At 73.8% G+C, this 18,794-nt stretch carries 14 protein-coding genes; 8 read left to right on the forward strand and 6 right to left on the reverse strand.

Annotated features, from left to right (window positions below):
* Positions 1-22: 22 nt before the first annotated feature.
* Positions 23-4,639 carry an ATP-dependent helicase gene (locus ACFV1L_RS15915; RefSeq protein ID WP_380366246.1) on the reverse strand — a complete coding sequence of 1,539 codons (4,617 nt, stop codon included), beginning with the start codon at positions 4,637-4,639 and terminating at the stop codon, positions 23-25.
* A 148-nt stretch (positions 4,640-4,787) separates the two neighbouring features.
* Between ACFV1L_RS15915 and ACFV1L_RS15920 the strand changes: the two genes are divergently transcribed.
* From ACFV1L_RS15920 to rny, 8 genes are all read left to right on the forward strand, one after another.
* The gene (locus ACFV1L_RS15920; protein WP_380366248.1) at positions 4,788-6,323 is read left to right on the forward strand and encodes a S8 family serine peptidase; all 1,536 of its coding nucleotides are present in this window, start codon (positions 4,788-4,790) and stop codon (positions 6,321-6,323) included.
* A 25-nt stretch (positions 6,324-6,348) separates the two neighbouring features.
* Positions 6,349-6,543 carry a DUF3046 domain-containing protein gene (locus tag ACFV1L_RS15925; RefSeq protein WP_380366250.1) on the forward strand — a complete coding sequence of 65 codons (195 nt, stop codon included), beginning with the start codon at positions 6,349-6,351 and terminating at the stop codon, positions 6,541-6,543.
* Positions 6,544-6,577: 34 nt separating this feature from the next.
* Positions 6,578-7,873, forward strand: a complete 1,296-nt coding sequence (locus tag ACFV1L_RS15930) for an AI-2E family transporter (protein WP_380366252.1) — start codon at positions 6,578-6,580, stop codon at positions 7,871-7,873.
* A gap of 103 nt (positions 7,874-7,976) precedes the next feature.
* Positions 7,977-8,510, forward strand: a complete 534-nt coding sequence (locus ACFV1L_RS15935) for a SigE family RNA polymerase sigma factor (protein WP_380366254.1) — start codon at positions 7,977-7,979, stop codon at positions 8,508-8,510.
* A complete protein-coding gene (locus tag ACFV1L_RS15940) occupies positions 8,507-9,430 on the forward strand; it encodes a hypothetical protein (protein WP_380366256.1) in 924 nt (307 codons plus the stop codon). Before ACFV1L_RS15935 ends, ACFV1L_RS15940 begins: the two co-directional genes overlap by 4 nt.
* A gap of 296 nt (positions 9,431-9,726) precedes the next feature.
* Complete coding sequence (recA, locus tag ACFV1L_RS15945) at positions 9,727-10,824, forward strand: recombinase RecA (RefSeq protein WP_380366258.1); 1,098 nt, start codon at positions 9,727-9,729, stop codon at positions 10,822-10,824.
* A gap of 67 nt (positions 10,825-10,891) precedes the next feature.
* Positions 10,892-11,755, forward strand: coding sequence for a regulatory protein RecX (locus tag ACFV1L_RS15950; protein ID WP_380366260.1), 864 nt, complete (start codon positions 10,892-10,894; stop codon positions 11,753-11,755).
* A 193-nt stretch (positions 11,756-11,948) separates the two neighbouring features.
* Positions 11,949-13,352, forward strand: a complete 1,404-nt coding sequence (rny, locus tag ACFV1L_RS15955) for a ribonuclease Y (protein WP_380366262.1) — start codon at positions 11,949-11,951, stop codon at positions 13,350-13,352.
* Between the two features lie 168 nt (positions 13,353-13,520).
* Here the strand turns inward: rny and ACFV1L_RS15960 are convergent, their stop codons facing one another.
* From ACFV1L_RS15960 to ACFV1L_RS15980, 5 genes are all read right to left on the reverse strand, one after another.
* Positions 13,521-15,194 (reverse strand): FAD-dependent monooxygenase, encoded by a 1,674-nt coding sequence (locus tag ACFV1L_RS15960; protein WP_380366263.1) that lies wholly within the window; start codon positions 15,192-15,194, stop codon positions 13,521-13,523.
* A 107-nt stretch (positions 15,195-15,301) separates the two neighbouring features.
* A complete protein-coding gene (locus ACFV1L_RS15965) occupies positions 15,302-16,129 on the reverse strand; it encodes an amino acid ABC transporter permease (protein WP_380366265.1) in 828 nt (275 codons plus the stop codon).
* Entirely contained in the window at positions 16,126-16,776 is a 651-nt protein-coding gene (locus ACFV1L_RS15970; protein ID WP_380366267.1) for an amino acid ABC transporter permease, read from the reverse strand. The genes ACFV1L_RS15965 and ACFV1L_RS15970 overlap by 4 nt, the downstream gene beginning before the upstream one ends.
* Positions 16,777-16,817: 41 nt before the next feature.
* Positions 16,818-17,735 carry a glutamate ABC transporter substrate-binding protein gene (locus tag ACFV1L_RS15975; protein ID WP_380366391.1) on the reverse strand — a complete coding sequence of 306 codons (918 nt, stop codon included), beginning with the start codon at positions 17,733-17,735 and terminating at the stop codon, positions 16,818-16,820.
* Between the two features lie 89 nt (positions 17,736-17,824).
* On the reverse strand, positions 17,825-18,592 hold the full coding sequence (locus tag ACFV1L_RS15980; RefSeq protein WP_380366269.1) for an amino acid ABC transporter ATP-binding protein: 768 nt from the start codon (positions 18,590-18,592) through the stop codon (positions 17,825-17,827).
* Positions 18,593-18,794 lie beyond the last annotated feature (202 nt).

An 18,794-nucleotide genomic window follows, 5' to 3' on the forward strand; every position in this document is an offset into this window, starting at 1 on the left:
CGGTGGGCCGCCACCCGTCGGACTACCGCTTCCGGTAGCCCTTCGGGGTGGGGTGGAATCCGGCCGTTTCCAGGTGGGGGCCCAGGGGGCTGGTGAGGGCCGGGTGGCCGTTGACGCGTTCGATGGTGAGGGGTTGGGCCAGGGCGGCGAGGGCCGCGGTCAGGACGGAGCCGTCGGTGGACCAGGCGAGCAGGGACTTCCCGCCGCGCTCCAGGTAGAGGACCAGTTCGCCGTCGACCAGCGCGACCAGGGAGCCGGCCTTGCGGGCGGGGCGGTGGGCGGCGGTGGTGTCCTCGGGCGGTTCCGGCCAGGACAGCGCCGCGCCGTAGGCGTTCGCCGGGTCGGCGGCGGCCAGCACCACGGCCTGCGGGGCCTCCCCGGGGCTGCCCGCCGACCAGTCGCCGTTGGCCCGCTCCAGGCGGGAGTTGACGGAGCGCAGGCGGTCGGCGGCGCCCTCCATGGCGAACTGCGCGCCGCCGAGGCCCTCCACGAAGTAGCCGCGGCGGGCCTTGCCGCGTTCCTCGAATGCGGCGAGCACCCGGTAGACGCCCGCGAAGCCGCCGGGGATCCGCTCGGCGGCGACGGTGCCGCGGGTCAGGATGCCGTGCCGGTCCAGCAGCGCCTGTGCCTGCGCGGCGGCCCGGACGGTCGGGTCGCCGCCGAAGGACGGCAGCAGCGACCAGCGGCCGGCCGCGGTCGGCGGGCCGGAGCGGGAGGTCGGACGGGCCAGGCCGCGGGCCGCGCCGCCGTAGCGGCCGCGCGGGGTCGAGCGGGCCGCGCGGTGCGCGGTCGAGCCCGCGGTGCGGCCGGAGCCGAGCAGGCCGCGCAGCGGGGCCAGGGTGTCGTTGGTGACGTACCCGGCCCAGACCAAGTCCCACAGGGCCTCGACGATCTCGCCGTCCGGGGTGTCGGGGACGCGTTCGGCGAGCTGGCGGAAGAATGCGCCGTAGCCGCCGGTGAGCGCCTCCAGCAGGGCGGTGTGGACCGGGCCGGGGGTGAGCGGCAGCGGTTCGGGGCGCAGCAGGTGGGCGTTCTCCGGCAGGTGGAGGCTGATCCAGCCGTCCTTGCCGGGCAGTGAACCCGCGCCGGACCAGCCGATCTCGCCGGCGGCCATCAGCTCGTCCAGCAGGTTCGGGGAGTAGTCGGTCAGCCGGGCGGGCAGCACCAGCTTCTCCAGGGCGGAGGCGGGGAGGGCGGTGCCCTGGAGCTGTTCGACGACCCGGTAGAGCCCGTCGGCGCCGCGCAGGCGGTGGCCGGCCAGGTGCTGCCACTGGGGGAGGAACGCGGCCAGCGCCTTCGGGGGGACGGCCTCGACCTCGTGCCGCAGCGCGGCCAGCGAGCGGCGGCGCAGGCGGCGCAGGACCTCGGCGTCGCACCACTCGGGGACGGTGGCCTGGCTGTCGGGCCGGAACTCGCCCTGGACCAGGCGGCCCGCGGCGGTGAGGCGGTGCAGGGCGCCGGTGACGACGGCGGTGCCGAGGCCGAAGCGCTCGGCGGCGTCGTGGGCGGTGAACGGGCCGTGGGTGCGGGCGTAGCGGGCCAGCAGGTCGCCCAGCGGGTCCTTGACGGGCTCGGTGAAGGCCTCGGGGACGCCGACCGGCAGCGGGGTGCCGAGGGCGTCGCGCAGGCGGCCGGCGTCCTCGACGGCGGACCAGCGCAGTTCGCCGCCGATCCGGACCTGGATGACCCGGCGGGCGGATTCGAGTTCCAGCGCCCACAGCGGTTCGGCGCCGCGCCCGGTCAGCTCGGCCTCGCTGAGCGGGCCGAGCAGGCGCAGCGCGTCGGCGACGCCCTCGGCGTCCTTGATCCGGCGCTCGGGGGTGCGGCGCTGGAGTTCGTCCTCCAGGTCGGCGAGCACCTTCGGGTCGAGGAGCTCGCGCAGCTCGGCCTGGCCGAGCAGTTCGGACAGCAGCCGGGAGTCCAGCGACAGGGCGGCGGCGCGGCGCTCGGCGATCGGGGAGTCGCCCTCGTACAGGAACTGGGCGACGTAGCCGAACAGCAGGGAGCGGGCGAACGGGGACGGCTCGGGGGTGGTGACCTCGACCAGGCGGACGGCGCGGGACTCCAGGTCGCCCATCAGCTCGACCAGGCCGGGGACGTCGAAGACGTCCTGCAGGCACTCGCGGACGGCTTCCAGGACGATCGGGAAGGAGCCGTACTCGGCCGCCACTTCGAGGAGTTGGGAGGCGCGCTGGCGCTGCTGCCAGAGCGGGGTGCGCTTGCCGGGGTTGCGGCGGGGCAGCAGCAGGGCGCGGCCGGCGCACTCGCGGAACCGGGCGGCGAACAGGGCGGAGCCGCCGACCTGGTCGGTGACCAGCTGCTCGATCTCGCCGGAGTCGAAGACGGCGGCGTCCGCGCCGACCGGGGCCTCCTCGGCGGGCGGCGCGGTGATGCCGGACGGGAAGTCGGCCAGCAGGTCGGCGTCGGGCAGGCGCAGCACGATGCCGTCGTCGGCGTGCATCACCTGCGGGTCCAGGCCGTGCTTCTCCCGCAGCCGGGCGCCGATGGCCAGCGCCCACGGGGCGTGCACCTGGGCGCCGAAGGGGGAGTGGACGACGATCCGCCAGTCGCCGAGTTCGTCGCGGAAGCGCTCGACCACGATGGTGCGGTCGTCGGGCAGGTGGCCGCAGGCCTCGCGCTGTTCGGCGAGGTAGCCGAGCAGGTTCGCCGCCGCCCAGTCGTCCAGGCCCGCGGCGCGCAGCCGGGCGGTGGCCGCGGCGGGCTCCATCGCGCCGACCTCGCGGACGAACGCGCCGACGGCGCGGCCGAGTTCGAGCGGGCGGCCGAGCGAGTCGCCCTTCCAGAACGGCAGTCGGCCGGGGATGCCGGGGGCGGGGGTCACCAGCACCTTGTCGTGGGTGATGTCCTCGATCCGCCAGGAGGTGGTGCCGAGGGTGAACACGTCGCCGACCCGCGACTCGTAGACCATCTCCTCGTCGAGCTCTCCCACTCGGCCGCCGCCCTTCTTCGGGTCGGCGCCGGCGATGAAGACGCCGAACAGGCCGCGGTCGGGGATGGTGCCGCCGGAGGTGACGGCCAGGCGCTGGGCGCCGGGGCGGCCGGTGACGGTGCCGGCGACGCGGTCCCAGACCAGGCGGGGGCGCAGCTCGGCGAAGGCGTCGGACGGGTAGCGGCCGGCCAGCATGTCGAGCACGCCGTCGAACGCGGACTGCGGGAGGGTGGCGAACGGGGCGGCGCGGCGGCAGACGGCGAGCAGCTCGTCCACGTCCCAGGTGTCCAGCGCGGTCATCGCGACCAGTTGCTGGGCGAGCACGTCCAGCGGATTGCGGGGCACCCGCAGGGCCTCGATGCCGCCGGAGCGCATCCGCTCGGTGACCACGGCGGACTGCACCAGGTCGCCCCGGTACTTGGGGAAGACCACGCCGGTGGAGACCGCGCCGACCTGGTGCCCGGCGCGGCCGACGCGCTGCAGGCCGGAGGCCACCGACGGCGGCGACTCGACCTGCACGACCAAGTCGACGGCGCCCATGTCGATGCCGAGTTCCAGGCTGGAGGTGGCGACCACGGCGGGCAGCCGGCCGGCCTTCAGCTCCTCCTCGACCAGGGCGCGCTGCTCCTTGGAGACGGAGCCGTGGTGCGCCCGGGCGAGCAGCGGCGGCGCTCCGGCGGCGGCGCCGGAGCCGCCCATCAGTTCGGCGGGGGAGTGCACCTCGGGCAGCGGGGCGCCGGTGGCCCGCTCGTAGGCGATCTCGTTCAGCCGGTTGCACAGCCGCTCGGCGAGGCGGCGGGAGTTGGCGAACACGATGGTCGAGCGGTGCGCCTGCACCAGGTCGACGATCCGCTCCTCGACGTGCGGCCAGATCGAGCCCTGCTGTCGCGGGTCGTTCTGGTCGGCGGGCGCGGCGGGCAGGTCGGCGAGGTCGGGGACCGGCACCACCACGGACAGGTCGAAGCGCTTGTCGCTGCCGGGCTGGACGATCGCCGCGCCGCGCTGCGGGCTGAGGTAGCGGGCGATCTCCTCGACCGGGCGGACGGTCGCGGACAGGCCGATCCGGCGGGCGGGGCGGTCCAGCAGTTCGTCCAGCCGCTCCAGGCTGAGCGCCAGGTGGGCGCCGCGCTTGGTGCCGGCCACCGCGTGCACCTCGTCCAGGATCACCGTGTCGATGCCGCGCAGGGCCTCCCGGGAGGCGGAGGTGAGCAGCAGGAACAGCGACTCGGGGGTGGTGATCAGGATGTCCGGCGGGTGGGTGGCGAAGCGGCGGCGGTCGGCGGCGGGCGTGTCGCCGGAGCGGATGGCGACCTGCACCTCGGGCTCGGGCAGGCCGAGCCGGACGCTGGCCTGCCGCAGGCCCGCCAGCGGGGCGCGCAGGTTGCGTTCGACGTCCACCGCGAGGGCCTTCAGCGGGGAGATGTAGAGCACCCGGCAGCGGCGCTTGGGGTCGGCCGGGGGCGGGGTGGAGCTGAGCCGGTCCAGGGCGGACAGGAAGGCGGCCAGGGTCTTGCCGGAGCCGGTCGGGGCGACCACCAGGACGTCGGTCTCCAGCCCGATCGCCGTCCAGGCCCGGGACTGGGCCTCGGTAGGGGCGGCGAACGCGCCGGTGAACCAGGCCCGGGTGGCCGGGGCGAAGCCGTCCAGCGGGTTCGGGGTGCCGGATGCGTCTGGGGCGGAGGTGGCCATGCACCCATGGTGCCCCGACGTGCTGACAGGTCACGGGACGGTCACCGTCTGCCGCAACCCGAACAGCAAATCGTACAAATCGCTCATATCGTGAGGAACCGGACGGCGGCCCCCGGCGTCCGAACCGGCCAGGAGCGGAGAGCGTGCGATGGAGCAGGTGAGCCAGGCCCCCGACAGCGCCCCCCGGCGCCGCAGCGTCCGCATGCTCGGCGCGACCCTGCTCAGCGGACTGCTGCTCGGCGGCGCCGTCCCCTACGTCACCGGCGCCGACGACACCTACCTCAGCTACCTGGTGCTCGACGAGCGCACCGACGCCCAGGGCGCCGACCACGCCGCCGACCAGGTCCGGTCGGCCGGCGGCCAGGTCGTCCAGGGCTACCCGCAGATCGGCGCCGTGCTCGCCTACGCCGGCGGCCGGTTCGCCGAGAAGCTCCGCGGCCGGCCCGGGATAGCGGCCGTCGGCGCCACCCGGACCGTCCCCGTGCCGTCCCCGCCCCGCCCGCTGGCCGGCGCCGCCTTCGGAACCGGCGCCCCCGCCGCCGACGCCCTCGACGGCCCGGACGACTCCACCGCCACCGTCCCCGACCCCGGCGAGCGCAGCGACTGGAACCTCGCCATGATCGGCGCCGTCGAACGCCCCGCCGGACGCGCCGCCCTGCTGCGCCCGCCGCTCGACCGCCCCGCGGACAGCTCCGCCGACCGCACCGGCGCGGTGCCCGCCGCCCAGCAGCTCGCCAAGGTCACCGTCGCCGTGCTCGACTCCGGCGTCGACGACACCCACCCCGACCTGCGAGCCGCCGTCGACCCGGCCGCCTCCGCGTCCTGCGCCGACGGCCGCCCCGACGCCCGCAGCGGCGCCTGGCGGCCCGACCCGGCCATGAACGAGAGCGGCCACGGCACCCACGTCGCCGGGATCGTCGGCGCCGCCCGCGACGGCCACGGCGTTACCGGCGTCGCCCCCGGCGTGCGGATCGCCGCCGTCCGGCTGCTCGGCCCGCTCGGCCAGTACTACGCCGAGAACATCGTCTGCGGCATGCTCTGGGCCGCCGACCACGGCGCCCGCGCCATCAACGACAGCTACTTCGCCGACCCGTGGAAGTACAACTGCCCCGAGGACGCCGACCAGGCCGCCCTGATCGCCGCCGTCGGCCGGGCCGTCGCCTACGCCCAGCGCAAGGGCGCCGTGGTGGTCGCCTCGGCCGGCAACGACGCCCAGGACCTCGCCGCCGACCGCCCCGACCACCGCAGCCCCAACGACCGCACCACCGGCCCCCCGCAGGACCGCGAACTCGGCACCGAGTGCGTCCGGCTGCCCGGCGAACTGCCCGGCGTCGTCGCCGTCGCCGCCGTCGACCGCAACGGCCTGCCCGCCTCCTACAGCAACTACGGCCACGGCCGGATCTCGCTCGCCGCACCCGGCGGCGACCCCGACGGCGGCACCGAGGGCGCCGTCGTCTCCGACTGGCCCGGCGGCCGGTACGCGGCACTGGCCGGCACCTCGATGTCCGCCGCGCACGTCACCGGCGCCGTCGCCGTGGTCGCCGCCCAGCACCCCGACTGGGGCCCCGACCGGATCGCCGCCGCGCTCGCCCGGGCCGCCGACGCCAACTGCACCCAGAGCCTCCCGATCGGCTGCCAGGACCACGACCGCTACGGCGCCGGCATCCTCGCGCTGCCGAGCTGACCGGCCGGTGCCGGATACTGGGCGCATGAGGCTGACCGAGTTCTGGCGACGCATGCACCTGCACTTCGGCGAGACCTACGCGGAGTCGTTCGCCCAGGACCACGTGATGTCCGAACTCGGCGGCCGCACCGTCCGCCAGGCGCTCGACGCCGGCTGGGAGGCCAAGGACGTCTGGCGCGTGGTCTGCGTCACCCAGGGAGTGTCGGATCGGCTGAGGTGACCCGATTCGCCGGACGGTGGGTGAGACTTGGCCGGTGGCCAGCAGTGCAGAGACCCCCGACCGACTGTCCGACGAACACCTCCCCGCGAGCACCCCTGCGGGCCGGCGCGACGACGGCGACACCGCCGACCCCGCCGGCCCGCAGCCGCGCCGCGGCGACTGGAACAGCCGCGCGATGCCGCGCTGGCTGCCCCGGGCGATGCTCCTCGCACTGGTCTGCGTCGGCCTCTTCCAGCTCGCCGACTGGGCCTTCCACCAGCTGATCAACCTGTTCGTGATGCTGCTGGTGGCGTTCTTCCTGTCGCTGGCCATGGAACCCGCCGTGGACCGGATGGCCGCCCGCGGCGTGCGCCGCGGGCTCGGCACCTTCCTGGTGTTCATAGGCGTCGGCCTGGCCGTCGCCGGCTTCCTCACCGCGCTCGGCACCCTGCTCGTCGACCAGGTCACCCAGGTCGCCGGGAAGCTGCCGCAGATGCTCCACGACCTGATCGACTGGGTCAACCGCACGTTCCACACCGAGCTGTCGCTCGACCAGCTCCAGCACCAGGTGCTGCAGGACTCCGGAACCATCGAGAAGTACGCCCAGCAGGCCGCCGACAACGTCTGGGGCGTCACCGGCACCGTCGTCGGCGGACTCTTCCAGGCCTTCACCGTCGGCCTGTTCACCTTCTACTTCACCGCCGACGGCCCCCGGGTGCGGCGCACCGTCTGCTCGATGCTGCCGCCCGCCAAGCAGGGCGAGGTGCTGCGCGCCTGGGAGATCGCGCTCGCCAAGACCGGCGGCTACCTGTACTCGCGGGCCGTGCTCGCGTTCGTCTCCACCCTCGCGCACTGGGCCTTCTTCCAGATCATCGGACTGCCGTACGCCGCCGCGCTGGCCGTCTGGGTCGGCGTCATGTCGCAGTTCGTCCCCACCATCGGCACCTACCTGGCGGGCGCCCTGCCCGTCCTGGTCGCCCTCTCCGACCGGCCGGTGGACGCGCTGTGGGTGCTCGTCTTCGTGACCGTCTACCAGCAGATCGAGAACTACCTGCTGCACCCGCGGATCACCGCCAAGACCGTCGACGTGCACCCCGCCGTCGCGTTCGGCGCGGTGATCGCGGGCGCCGCGCTGCTCGGCGCGGTCGGCGCGCTGATCGCCATCCCCGCCGCCGCGACCCTGCAGGGCTTCGTCGGCACCTACGTGCGCCGCTACGAGGTCGAGGACGACCCGCGGATCGACCGCGGCGAGGAGCGCCGGGAACGGCGACGGCACGCCGTGCGGCGGCTGCGGCGGATGGTCTCCGGCAGCGCGGCCGACGACCGGGCGGAGGACCGGTCCGGGGACTGACGCCCGCGCCCCGTCCACGAACCGGGCGTCCCGAGCACCCCTTTTCCGGAACGGGTAAGCGGTTTGCCCCGCCGCCGGGCTCTTGATGGGCGAGGAGGTGTTCATGGGCGACAAACAGACAAGCCCGGACGACGAGTTCCGGGCCTTCATCGTCGGAGCCTGGCCCTGGCTGCTGCGGACGGCGTACCTGCTGACCGGCGAGCAGCACGCGGCCGAGGACCTGGCGCAGTCGGCGGCGGAGCGGACCTGCGCGGCCTGGTCGAAGGTGCGCCGGGCGGACGACCCGCACAGCTACGTGCGCCGGATCATGGTCAACCAGCACGCCCGCCGCTGGCGGCGCCGGGCGCCCGAGGTCCTGGTGGAGGCCGTGCCGGACACGGCCGGCGCCGACGACGGGTACGCCCGCTCGGACCAGCGCCGGATGCTGATCGCCGCACTCGCGGCCCTGCCGCCCCGGCAGCGCGAGGCCGTGGTGCTGCGGCACTGGGAGGACCTGAGCGACAGCCAGGCGGCCGCCGCGATGGGCTGCTCGACGGGGGCCGTGCGCAGCCACGCGGCCAAGGGGATAGCGAAGCTGCGGGAGACCGCAGGGCTGCGGGAACTGACCGAGATGACGCGTATCGGAGGTGCGGTGTGACTGCGGGTGGCAACGGAATCCCGGGTGCCGGTGGGGACCTGTCGGTCGAGCTGGGGCTCGCCGCGGCGGCGGCGGACGTGAAGATCGGCTCCGTGCCGGTCGAGGGCATCATCGCCGGCGGCCGGCGCATCCGGCGCCGCCGGCGCACGGTGGTCGGCGCGCTCACGCTGGCCTCCGTGGTGGCGCTGGGCAGCGGCACGGCCGCGGGCCTGCACGGCTTCGCCGGGAACGACCGGACCGTGCAGGCGCTCGTCCCGCCCGGCGGCGGGACCGGCGGCGGAACCGGCGGGGCCCCCGCGCTCACGCCGGGCGACGCCCCGGCCGCCGCGCGGGACCCGTTCACCCCGGTCCGGGTGGAGATCGGCCACGGCACCGTCGACGGCAAGGAGTGGAAGCTCTGGGAGGCGCTCTGGCCGGTCGCCCCCAAGGAGCGGGCCTACGAGCAGGCGGTGGCCGTCTGGCAGGAGCGCCACGCCGTCGACCCGTCGATCGAGAAGCCGACGGAGGCGTTCGTCCAGCAGTACTGGCAGGCGAACGAGGACGTCGTCAACGAGTACGTCACGCTCGACGGGGTGCGGCAGAAGTACGACACCCAGGGCAGCTACCCGGCGCCCGGGCACGTGGAGCCGGGGATGGCGGACACCTTCGGCGGCGGCGTCCTCGGGCCGTCGGACAAGTCCGGCACGCCGGGCCCGCTGCCGATCAGGCTCGCCGTGATGTCGCTCGGCCCGGACGTCGGCAAGGTGCTGGTGACCTGGTCGGACGGCTCCGTCGTCGAGCCGCCGCTGGTCTCGGTGGGGGACTCGCCGTACCACCGGCTGGTGGTGGCCGAGCAGCCCGGCAAGAAGGCCGTGTCCTGGCAGTTCTGGGACAAGAACGGCGCCAAGCTGCCCGACGCCGGCACGAAGCTGCTGGGCTAGCAGCCGCAGGACGGCCCCACTCGCGGCCCCGCCCCCACGGTCCGGGGTGCGGGGCCGCGGTGCGTCGGGCGGCGGGTCGGGTCGGGTGCCGCAGGGCCGGACGGCGGGCCGGGAACGGAGTGCCGCGGTGCGTCGGGCGGTGGGTCGGGGGCGTCGACTGGATTCGAACGTGTGTTCTTTGTACGCTTCGGCGCAGAGTTTTCCACAGGCCGAGCCCGTCCGGGCCCGATTGTCGGTGGGACGCGCTAGCGTCGATGACGATGAAGCGCAACGCACAGAACCCGAGGGTGGAAGCCATGGCAGGAACGGACCGCGAGAAGGCCCTGGAGGCCGCACTCGCCCAGATCGAACGGCAGTTCGGCAAAGGCTCGGTGATGCGCCTCGGCGAGAAGGCGAACGAGCCGGTCGAGGTGATCTCCACCGGGTCCACCGCCCTCGACGTGGCGCTGGGCGTGGGCGGTATCCCGCGCGGCCGAGTGATCGAGATCTACGGCCCCGAGTCCTCCGGCAAGACCACCCTGACCCTGCACCTGGCCGCCAACGCCCAGAAGGCCGGCGGCACCGTCGCCTTCGTCGACGCCGAGCACGCGCTCGACCCCGAGTACGCCAAGAAGCTCGGTGTGGACACCGACGCCCTGCTGGTCAGCCAGCCGGACACCGGTGAGCAGGCGCTGGAGATCACCGACATGCTGATCCGCTCCGGCGCGATCGACCTGGTGATCATCGACTCGGTGGCCGCGCTGGTGCCGCGCGCCGAGATCGAGGGCGAGATGGGCGACTCGCACGTCGGCCTCCAGGCCCGCCTGATGAGCCAGGCGCTGCGGAAGATCGCCGGTGCGCTGAACCAGTCGAACACCACCGCGATCTTCATCAACCAGCTGCGCGAGAAGATCGGTGTGATGTTCGGCTCCCCCGAGACCACCACCGGTGGCCGGGCGCTGAAGTTCTACGCCTCGGTCCGCCTCGACATCCGGCGCATCGAGACCCTGAAGGACGGCACCGAGGCGGTCGGCAACCGCACCCGCGTCAAGGTCGTCAAGAACAAGGTCGCCGCGCCGTTCAAGCAGGCCGAGTTCGACATCCTCTACGGCGTGGGCATCAGCCGCGAGGGCGGCCTGATCGACATGGGCGTGGAGCACGGCTTCATCCGCAAGTCCGGCGCCTGGTACACCTACGAGGGCGACCAGCTCGGCCAGGGCAAGGAGAACGCCCGCAACTTCCTGCGCGACAACCCGCAGCTGGCCGACGAGATCGAGGTCAAGATCAAGGGCAAGCTGGGCATCGGCCCGAAGCCCGCCGAGGCCGAGGGCGACGCCCCCGCGGTGGAGATCCCGGCCGCCGCCGCGCCCGCCAAGGCCGCGGCCAAGAAGACGGCGGCCGCCGCCAAGGGCTGAACCGTTGACGCACCAGCACGCTGACCACCCGGCACCGGGTCCGTCCGAGGACGGGCCCGGTGCGGGCGTGTGGGGAGAAGAACCGCCGGAGAGCTCCGGCCCGCCGGACTGGTTCGCGGCCGTCGCCGAGGAGGACGACCCCGCCGGGCCGCCGGACTGGTTCGCGGCGGTGGCCGAGGAGCCCCCGGCAGTCGGGGGGCCGCCGGCGGGGGAGCCGGTGCCGGTCGGCGAGCTGCCCGGGCTGATGCGGGCGTCCGAGCTGGCCGGGGGGCGGCGCCGGCGGCGCAGCGCACTGGGCGAACTGCCGGTCGCGGCACCGGAACCGGCGCCGGAACGGCCACGGCCGAAGCGCCGGGCCGGGGCCGGGGCCGGGGCCGAACGGCCGGCCGGCGGGCCGGAGTCCGAGCCTGGGACGCGCGCGGGGCGGCGCGGGCGGACCGCCGCCGCGGAGCAGGGGGATCCGGCGGAGCGCGCCCGCGACATCTGCCTGCGGCTGCTCACCGGAGCCGCCAAGTCCCGCAAGCAGCTGGCCGATGCGTTGCGCCGCAAGGAGATCCCGGACGAGGTCGCCGAGCAGGTGCTGTCCCGGCTGGAGGAGGTCGGGCTGATCGACGACGCGGCCTTCGCCGAGGCCTGGGTGGAGTCCCGGCACGCGGTGCGCGGACTGTCCCGGCGGGCGCTGGCCCAGGAGCTGCGCACCAAGGGCGTCACCGGCGAGACCGCGGAGCGGGCGCTGCTCCAGGTCGACGCCGAGGACGAGTCGGAGGCGGCCCGGGCGCTGGTGGCGCGGAAGTTGCGCTCCACCGCCGGGCTGGACCGGGACGTGCGGACCCGGCGGCTGGTCGGCGTGCTGGCCCGGCGCGGCTATTCGGAGGGCCTGGCGTACCGGGTGGTCCGGGAGGCGCTGGACGCGGAGCCGGACGGTCGGTGAGCGGGTTCCGCACCGGCCTCAACTCGCGCTGTTCAGCAGGAAATGCGACGTGATGACTGTTGATCAGATCATCGGAGCCAGTTCTCGATCGCATCTTGACCGTTTCGTAACCTCCGCCTAGCCTCACACTCAGTGGCAGGACGATCGCGGAGGTCGCCTCAGCGGCAGCGTGCGCAGGACGGGGAGTGGCCGGATGGGGATCGCTCAGGACACCGGAACGGGCTCCTCCCTGGTGCTGGCCGGCGGGGTGCTGATCGGCGCGCTCTGCCTGGTCCTGATCGCCGGTTTCCTGATGCTCCGTCAGCGCCGCGCCGAGCTCGACCGGCGCGAGCAGCGGCTGACCGCCGAGCTCCAGCGCCTGCACCAGCACGAGGACGAACTCGCCGCCCGCGCCGCCGAGGCCGAGCGGGTGCGCGACGAACTCGCCGCCCGCAGCACCGAGAGCCGGCTGCTGCTGGAGCGCACCGCCGGGCTGACGTCCGCCCAGGCCCGCGACGAGATCGTCCGCGCCGCCGAGGCCGAGGCCCGCCGGGAGGCCGCACTGACGGTCCGGGAGATCGAACGGCAGGCCGTCACCGAGGGCGAGGGCCGGGCCCGGGAGATCATCGCCTCCGCCGTCCAGCGGCTCGCCGCCGAGCACACCGCCGACACCGTGGTCACCACCCTCCGGCTGCCCAGCGAGGACATGAAGGGCCGGGTGATCGGGCGGGAGGGCCGCAACATCCGCGCCTTCGAAGCCGTCACCGGCGTCAACCTGATCGTCGACGACACCCCCGGGCTGGTGCAGCTCTCCTGCTTCGACCCGGTCCGGCGGGAGAGCGCCCGGCTCACCCTCGAATCGCTGCTCGCCGACGGGCGGATCCACCCCGCGCGGATCGAGGAGGCGCACGAGCGCAGCCGCAGCGAGGTCGAGCGGCTGTGCGTCCGCGCCGGGGAGGACGCGCTGCTCACCGTCGGCATCGGCACCGCCGGCGAGATGGCGCCCGAACTCGTGCGCACCCTCGGCACGTTGCGGTACCGCACCTCCTACGGGCAGAACGTGCTGGGGCACCTGGTGGAGTCCGCGCACCTGGCCGGGATGATGGCCGCGGAACTGGGCGTGGACCCGGAGCCGGTGCGGCGGGCCGCGCTGCTGCACGACATCGGCAAGGCGCTCAGCCACGAGGTGGCCGGCAGCCACGCGCTGATCGGCGCGGAGTTCGCCCGGCGGCACGGCGAGTCGGCGGAGGTCGTCCACGCGATAGCGGCCCACCACGGCGAGGTCGAGGCGAAGACGGTCGAGGCGGTGCTCACCCAGGCCGCGGACGCCTGCTCGGCGGGTCGGCCGGGGGCCCGCAAGGAGTCCGTCGAGGCGTACGTGCGGCGGCTGGAGCGGCTGGAGGAGATCGCGCTCGGCCACGACGGGGTCACCAAGGTGTACGCCATGCAGGCCGGACGGGAGGTCCGGGTCATGGTGCAGCCGGAGGCCGTCGACGACCTGCGCGCCCAGGAGATCGCCCGGGAGGTGGCCCGGCAGGTGCGGGAGGAGCTGACGTACCCGGGGCAGATCCGGATCACGGTGGTGCGGGAGTCGCGCGCGACGGAGGTCGCCCGGTAGAGCGGGGAGGACGGGCGCACAGCCGGGGTGCGGGGAACTGCGCGACAAGCGCCGGACCCGCAGTCGGGTCGCGTTCGCGGGCGAGCGATCGCCCTGCGCCGCGATCTTGCCGACCGGCGCCTTCCGTCTCGCGCCGTTCCCCGCGCCCCCGATGCTGTCCCTGGTTCGCTACCCTCGCGCGTCCTGTTGCTCCAGACCCGGCTTGGAGCTCAGAGGTGCCGTGAGGGTGTGGAGGGTTTCCGGGTGGAGGCCCGGGGTGGTGCCGAGGAGGTGCCCGTCGGGGCGGACCAGGAGCACCGTGTGCGGGGTGGCGCCGGGGTAGCTGTCGGTGACCAGGACCTCGGTGGGGACGGGGAGGGCGGCGGCGAGTTCGGCGAGGCGGGGCATCAGGCCGGCGCCGATCCAGTGCTCGGCCGACCAGACGGTGGTGCCGGGGGCGACCAGGACGAGCAGGAAGACGGTGCCGAGGCGGGCCCGGAGGGTGTCGGCGGTGCCGTCGGCGGTGACCACGGGCAGGTCGGGGACCAGGACGCCGGGGGCGGTCGCGGGCAGTTGCTCGGTGAGCGAGGTGCCGCGGCCGGAACCGCGCTGCTCGGGGACCCGGACGACGACGCCGGAGGGCGTCGCGGGGTAGGCGGGGGCGCCGCCGAACCGGCCGGTGCCGAGCTGGCCGTCGGCGAGCAGCGGGGCGTGCTTGCGGAACGAGCCGGAGATCAGCGAGCGCCGGGTCTCGGCCCAGCCGCGCAGCGGACGGAGCAGCGGCATGGTCTGGTCGACGGCGCGCAGCCGGGCGCCGACCGCGCCGCGGCGCTCGTTCTCGTAGCCGTCGAGCAGGGCGCTGTCGGCGGGGCCGCCGGTGGGCGGCAGGTGCCAGGCGAGGGCGAGCCGCCAGGCGAGGTTGTCGGCGTCGCGCAGGCCGTCGGCGAGGTTCTGCATGCCGAGCGCGCCGTGCAGGTGGGCGGCGTCGCCGGCGAGGAAGCAGCGGCCGGTGCGGAACCGGCCGGCCAGGCGCTGCTGGTAGGTGTGGTCGGCGGCGGCGAGCAGCTGGTGGGGCGGGAGTTCGCCGCACCAGCCGGTGAGTGCGGAGGTGACCCGGGTGAGCAGGGTGTCGCCGGTGACGATGCCGGGCCAGGTGGCGTGCGGGTCGACGGGTTCGGCGGGCTGGGGGCGGCCCGGGGGGAGTCGCCAGTCGAGCCGCCACAGGCCGTCGGGCAGCGGGCGGGCGGAGGCTTCGCGGTCGCCGCGCCACGGGGGTTCGCGGTGCAGCCGGGCCTCGCCGGGGAACGGCAGGTCGACGCGGACGGTGGCGACGGCGTGCCGGTCGACGGCGGGCCGGCCGGGGAAGCGGACCTTGAGGAGTTTGCGGACGGTGGAGCGGGCGCCGTCGCAGCCGACCAGGTGGCTGCCGCGCCAGCGGGTCTCGCCGTCGGCGGAGGTGGTGCGGACCGTCACGCCGTCGCGGTCGTGGGCGAGGTCGACCACCCGGTGCCGGGGGGTGAGCCGGATCAGCGGGGTGGCGGTGGCGGCGTCGCGCAGGCCGCGCTGGAGGCGGTGCTGGGCGAGGTGCAGGACCGGCTCGTCGTCCAGGGGCAGGCGCAGCACCTCGGCGCGGCGGCGCCAGATGGTGAAGGCGTTCCAGCGGGCGGCGTCGGAGCCGACCCGGGTGTAGCCGATGCGGGAGAGGAAGGCGGCGGTGTCGGAGCCGAGGACGACGGTGCGGGGGCCTTCGGGGCAGACGCCGGTGCCCTCGTCGAGGACCACGCTGGGAACGTCGTTGCGGGCCAGGGCGAGGGCGAGGGCCAGACCGACCGGCCCGGCCCCGACGATGATCACTGGATCCATGTCGGGGCCTTCGTGCGGGCGGCGCCGGCCGCCGCTGCGTCATATGCCGGGTGGGAGGTCCCAGGTGGTGTCACGAAGAGCAATGCAACAGATCACCTGGGTGTCCGTCAAGCAGCGGGTGTCGTGCGCCGGTTCGCGCCGCGGCGGCCGCGCGACTCGATCCAGTGGGCGAGGCCGGTGAGGGCGAGGCACAGCAGGATGTACAGCGGGGTGCCGACGAGCACGACCGGGATGTACGGGTAGCCGTCGGAGTTGGAGGCGATCAGCTTCATCTCCCACAGCAGCTCGGGGTAGGTGATGATGTAGCCGAGCGAGGTGTCCTTGAGGGTGACGACCAGCTGTCCGATGATCGCGGGGAGCATCGAGCGGACGGCCTGCGGCACCAGGATCAGACCCATCACCTGGGTCTTGCGCAGGCCCAGGGCGTAGGCGGCCTCGGCCTGGCCGCGCGGGACGGCGTTGATGCCGGAGCGGATGATCTCGGCCTGCACGGACCCGTTGTAGAGGGTCAGGCCGATCACCAGCGCCCACATCGGCTGGGCGCCGAACGCCGCCTGGTACAGCGCGAAGATCATGATGACCAGCGGCATGGCCCGGAAGAACTGGACCACCACGGTGGAGGCGATGCGCACCGGGAAGTGGTCGGAGAGCCGGCCGGCGGCGAGCAGCGAGCCGAGCACCAGCGAGCCGACCGCGGCCAGGCCGAAGACCTTCAGGGTGGCCAGGACGCCGTTGAGGATGCGCTGCTGGACGGCGGTGTACTCGAACGGCGACCACAGCAGCGAGTCGAACTGCCCGGCGTCGTTCAGGCTGCTGAACACGTACCAGAGCAGCCCGGCGATGCCGAGGGCGCCGACCACGCCGAGGATCAGGTTGCGGGCCCGGGCCCGGGGGCCGGGGACGTCGTACAGGACGGAGGCGCTACGGGTGCTCATCGGGCCACCGCCAGTCGACGCTCAAGGGTGGAGAACAGGGCATTGATGGCGAAGCTGATCGCCAGGTAGGCCAGCGCGATCCAGATGAAGATCTCGAAGATGCCGTAGCTCTGCTCGGTCAAGTGCTTCTGGACGCTGAACAGTTCGGGCACGTTGAAGGCGCCGGCGATGGCCGAGTTGCGGGGCAGCGCGATGAACACCGAGCCCATCGGGGCGACCACCGAGCGGGCGGCCTGCGGGAGCACCACCAGGCCGAGGGTCTGCCCGAAGCCCATGCCGAGCGAGCGGGCGGCCTCGGCCTGCCCGAGCGGCACGGTGTTGATGCCGGCCCGCAGCACCTCGCAGACGAAGCTGCCGGTGTAGGCGCTGAGCGCGATCACCGCGACGGTGAAGCTCTCGAAGTGCACGTCCAGCTGCGGCAGTACGAAGGTCACCGCGAAGAACAGCAGGGTGAGCGGGGTGTTGCGGAAGATCGTCACCCAGGCGGTGGCGAACCACCGCAGGACGGGAACGGGGGAGACCCGGAAGGCCGCCAGCACGAAGCCCAGGAGCAGCGCGAACAGGGCGCTGAGCGCGCTCAGTTCGATCGTTCGCAGGAAACCCTCGGCGAATGCCGAGAAGTTGTCACCCTCGAATATCAGTCCCATGCCGGCGGCCCTCCTCTCTCAGTAGTCGGTCTGTCCGGGCGTCAGCCCGCGATCGGGTCCAGGGCCGGGACGCTCGGGGCGGCGGAGCCGGACAGGCCGAGGGTGGCGTCGTACGCCTTCTTCCAGTCGCCGTTGTCCTCGTGCGCCTTCAGGGCGTCGTTGATCGCCTTCTGCAGCGCCGGGTCGGTCTTGTTCAGGCCGACGCCGTAGCGCTCCTCGGAGAAGGGGGTGCCGACGACCTTGAGCTTGCCCTGGTTCTTCGCGGCGAAGCCCTTGAGGATCGAGTCGTCGGTGGTGACCGCGTCGACCTCCTTGGTCAGCAGCTTCTCCACGCAGAGCGAGTAGCTCTCGAACTGGGTGACCTTGGCGCCGAACTTCTGGATGCCGGCGACCGAGGTGGAGCCGGTGGCGGTGCAGACCGACTTGTCCTTGACGGTGTCGGAGCCGGTGATCTCGGTGTTGTCCTTGTTCACCAGCAGCGACTGGCCGGCGATGTAGTACGGGCCGCCGAACGCGACGCCCTTGGCCTTGCGGCCGTCGGTGATCGAGTAGGTGCCGACGTAGTAGTCGATCTGGCCGCCGGTGATCGCGGTCTCGCGGTTGCTGGAGTTGATGGTCTGCCACTCGATCTGGTCGGCCGAGAAGCCGAGGTCGGCGGCGATCATCTTGGCGATCTCGATGTCGAAACCGCTGCGCTTGCCGGTCTGGACGTCCTCGAAGCCGAGGAACGGCTGGTCGGCCTTGGCGCCGATCTTCAGCTTGCCGGCCTTCTTGGCGGCGGTCCAGGTCGGCGAGGCGTCCAGCTTGACGTCGCTCTTGACGGTGTAGGTGGGCAGCTGCGGGGCGGACGAGCCGCCACCCGCGGCGTTGTCGCTCGGGGAACCGTCCTTGCCGCAGGCGGCGACCGCCGTCAGGGCGAGCACGGACAGGGCGGCGGCAACAGTGCGACGGGCCTTCATGCGGTCGTTCTTCTCCTCGGTAGGGGCCACGGGCAAGGGCTCCGGGCCTTTGCGGACTGACGCTACTGACGCTTGGTCGGCTACGGGACTCAGTGCTGGAGGATCTTCGAGAGGAAGTCCTTGGCACGGTCGGTGCGGGGCGCGGTGAAGAAGGCGTCGGGAGTGTTCTCCTCGACGATCCGGCCGTCCGCCATGAACAGCACGCGGTTGGCGGCGGAGCGGGCGAAGCCCATCTCGTGGGTGACCACGACCATGGTCATGCCCCGGGCGGCGAGCGAACGCATCACCTCCAGCACCTCGTTGACCATCTCCGGGTCGAGGGCGGAGGTCGGCTCGTCGAAGAGCATCACCTTCGGGTTCATCGCCAGCGCGCGGGCGATCGCCACCCGCTGCTGCTGGCCGCCGGACAGCTGCGAGGGGTACTTGTCGGCCTGGGCGCCGACGCCCACCCGCTCCAGCAGTTCGCGGGCCGTCTTCTCGGCCTCCGCCTTGGCGACCTTGCCCACCTTCACCTGGGCGAGCATCACGTTCTCCAGCACGGTCTTGTGCGAGAACAGGTTGAACGACTGGAACACCATGCCCACCTGCGCGCGCAGCCGGGCCAGTTCGCGGCCCTCGGCGGGCAGCGGCTTGCCGTCCACCTCGATCGACCCGGAGTCGATGGTCTCCAGCCGGTTGATGGTGCGGCACAGCGTCGACTTGCCGGAGCCGGACGGGCCGATCAGCACCACGACCTCGCCCTGGGCGATCTCCAGGTCGATGTCCTGCAGTACGTGCAGGGCGCCGTAGTGCTTGTTCACCCCGCGCAGGGCCACCAGCGGCGCGGCATCGCGCAGCTCGGCACTGTTCTCGGTCATCGCCGTCCGCTCCCTCGTCCTCCGAACCCGGGGCCAACTCGCTTGGTCCGCAGAGCCGGTGATGGTCCGTCTGATGCTCGGGGGCCGGAGCCGGCGGAGCCCTCGGCCCCCGAACTCGGGTGACTTTAGGCAGGTACACGCCGCCCCGTCAGCCGATCTGAGCTGAACTTGAGGATCACGGTTCGGCTACGCCGGGTAGTCA

It is taken from the genome of Kitasatospora sp. NPDC059646 (assembly GCF_042734615.1).
GTDB lineage: Bacteria > Actinomycetota > Actinomycetes > Streptomycetales > Streptomycetaceae > Kitasatospora.

Coding starts and splice junctions, on each gene's coding strand:
- ACFV1L_RS15915 (WP_380366246.1), bottom strand. CDS start 4,639: ATGGCCACCTCCGCCCCAGACGCATCCGGCACCCCGAACCCGCTGGAC.
- ACFV1L_RS15920 (WP_380366248.1), top strand. CDS start 4,788: ATGGAGCAGGTGAGCCAGGCCCCCGACAGCGCCCCCCGGCGCCGCAGC.
- ACFV1L_RS15925 (WP_380366250.1), top strand. CDS start 6,349: ATGAGGCTGACCGAGTTCTGGCGACGCATGCACCTGCACTTCGGCGAG.
- ACFV1L_RS15935 (WP_380366254.1), top strand. CDS start 7,977: ATGGGCGACAAACAGACAAGCCCGGACGACGAGTTCCGGGCCTTCATC.
- recA (WP_380366258.1), top strand. CDS start 9,727: ATGGCAGGAACGGACCGCGAGAAGGCCCTGGAGGCCGCACTCGCCCAG.
- rny (WP_380366262.1), top strand. CDS start 11,949: ATGGGGATCGCTCAGGACACCGGAACGGGCTCCTCCCTGGTGCTGGCC.
- ACFV1L_RS15960 (WP_380366263.1), bottom strand. CDS start 15,194: ATGGATCCAGTGATCATCGTCGGGGCCGGGCCGGTCGGTCTGGCCCTC.
- ACFV1L_RS15965 (WP_380366265.1), bottom strand. CDS start 16,129: ATGAGCACCCGTAGCGCCTCCGTCCTGTACGACGTCCCCGGCCCCCGG.
- ACFV1L_RS15970 (WP_380366267.1), bottom strand. CDS start 16,776: ATGGGACTGATATTCGAGGGTGACAACTTCTCGGCATTCGCCGAGGGT.
- ACFV1L_RS15975 (WP_380366391.1), bottom strand. CDS start 17,735: ATGAAGGCCCGTCGCACTGTTGCCGCCGCCCTGTCCGTGCTCGCCCTG.
- ACFV1L_RS15980 (WP_380366269.1), bottom strand. CDS start 18,592: ATGACCGAGAACAGTGCCGAGCTGCGCGATGCCGCGCCGCTGGTGGCC.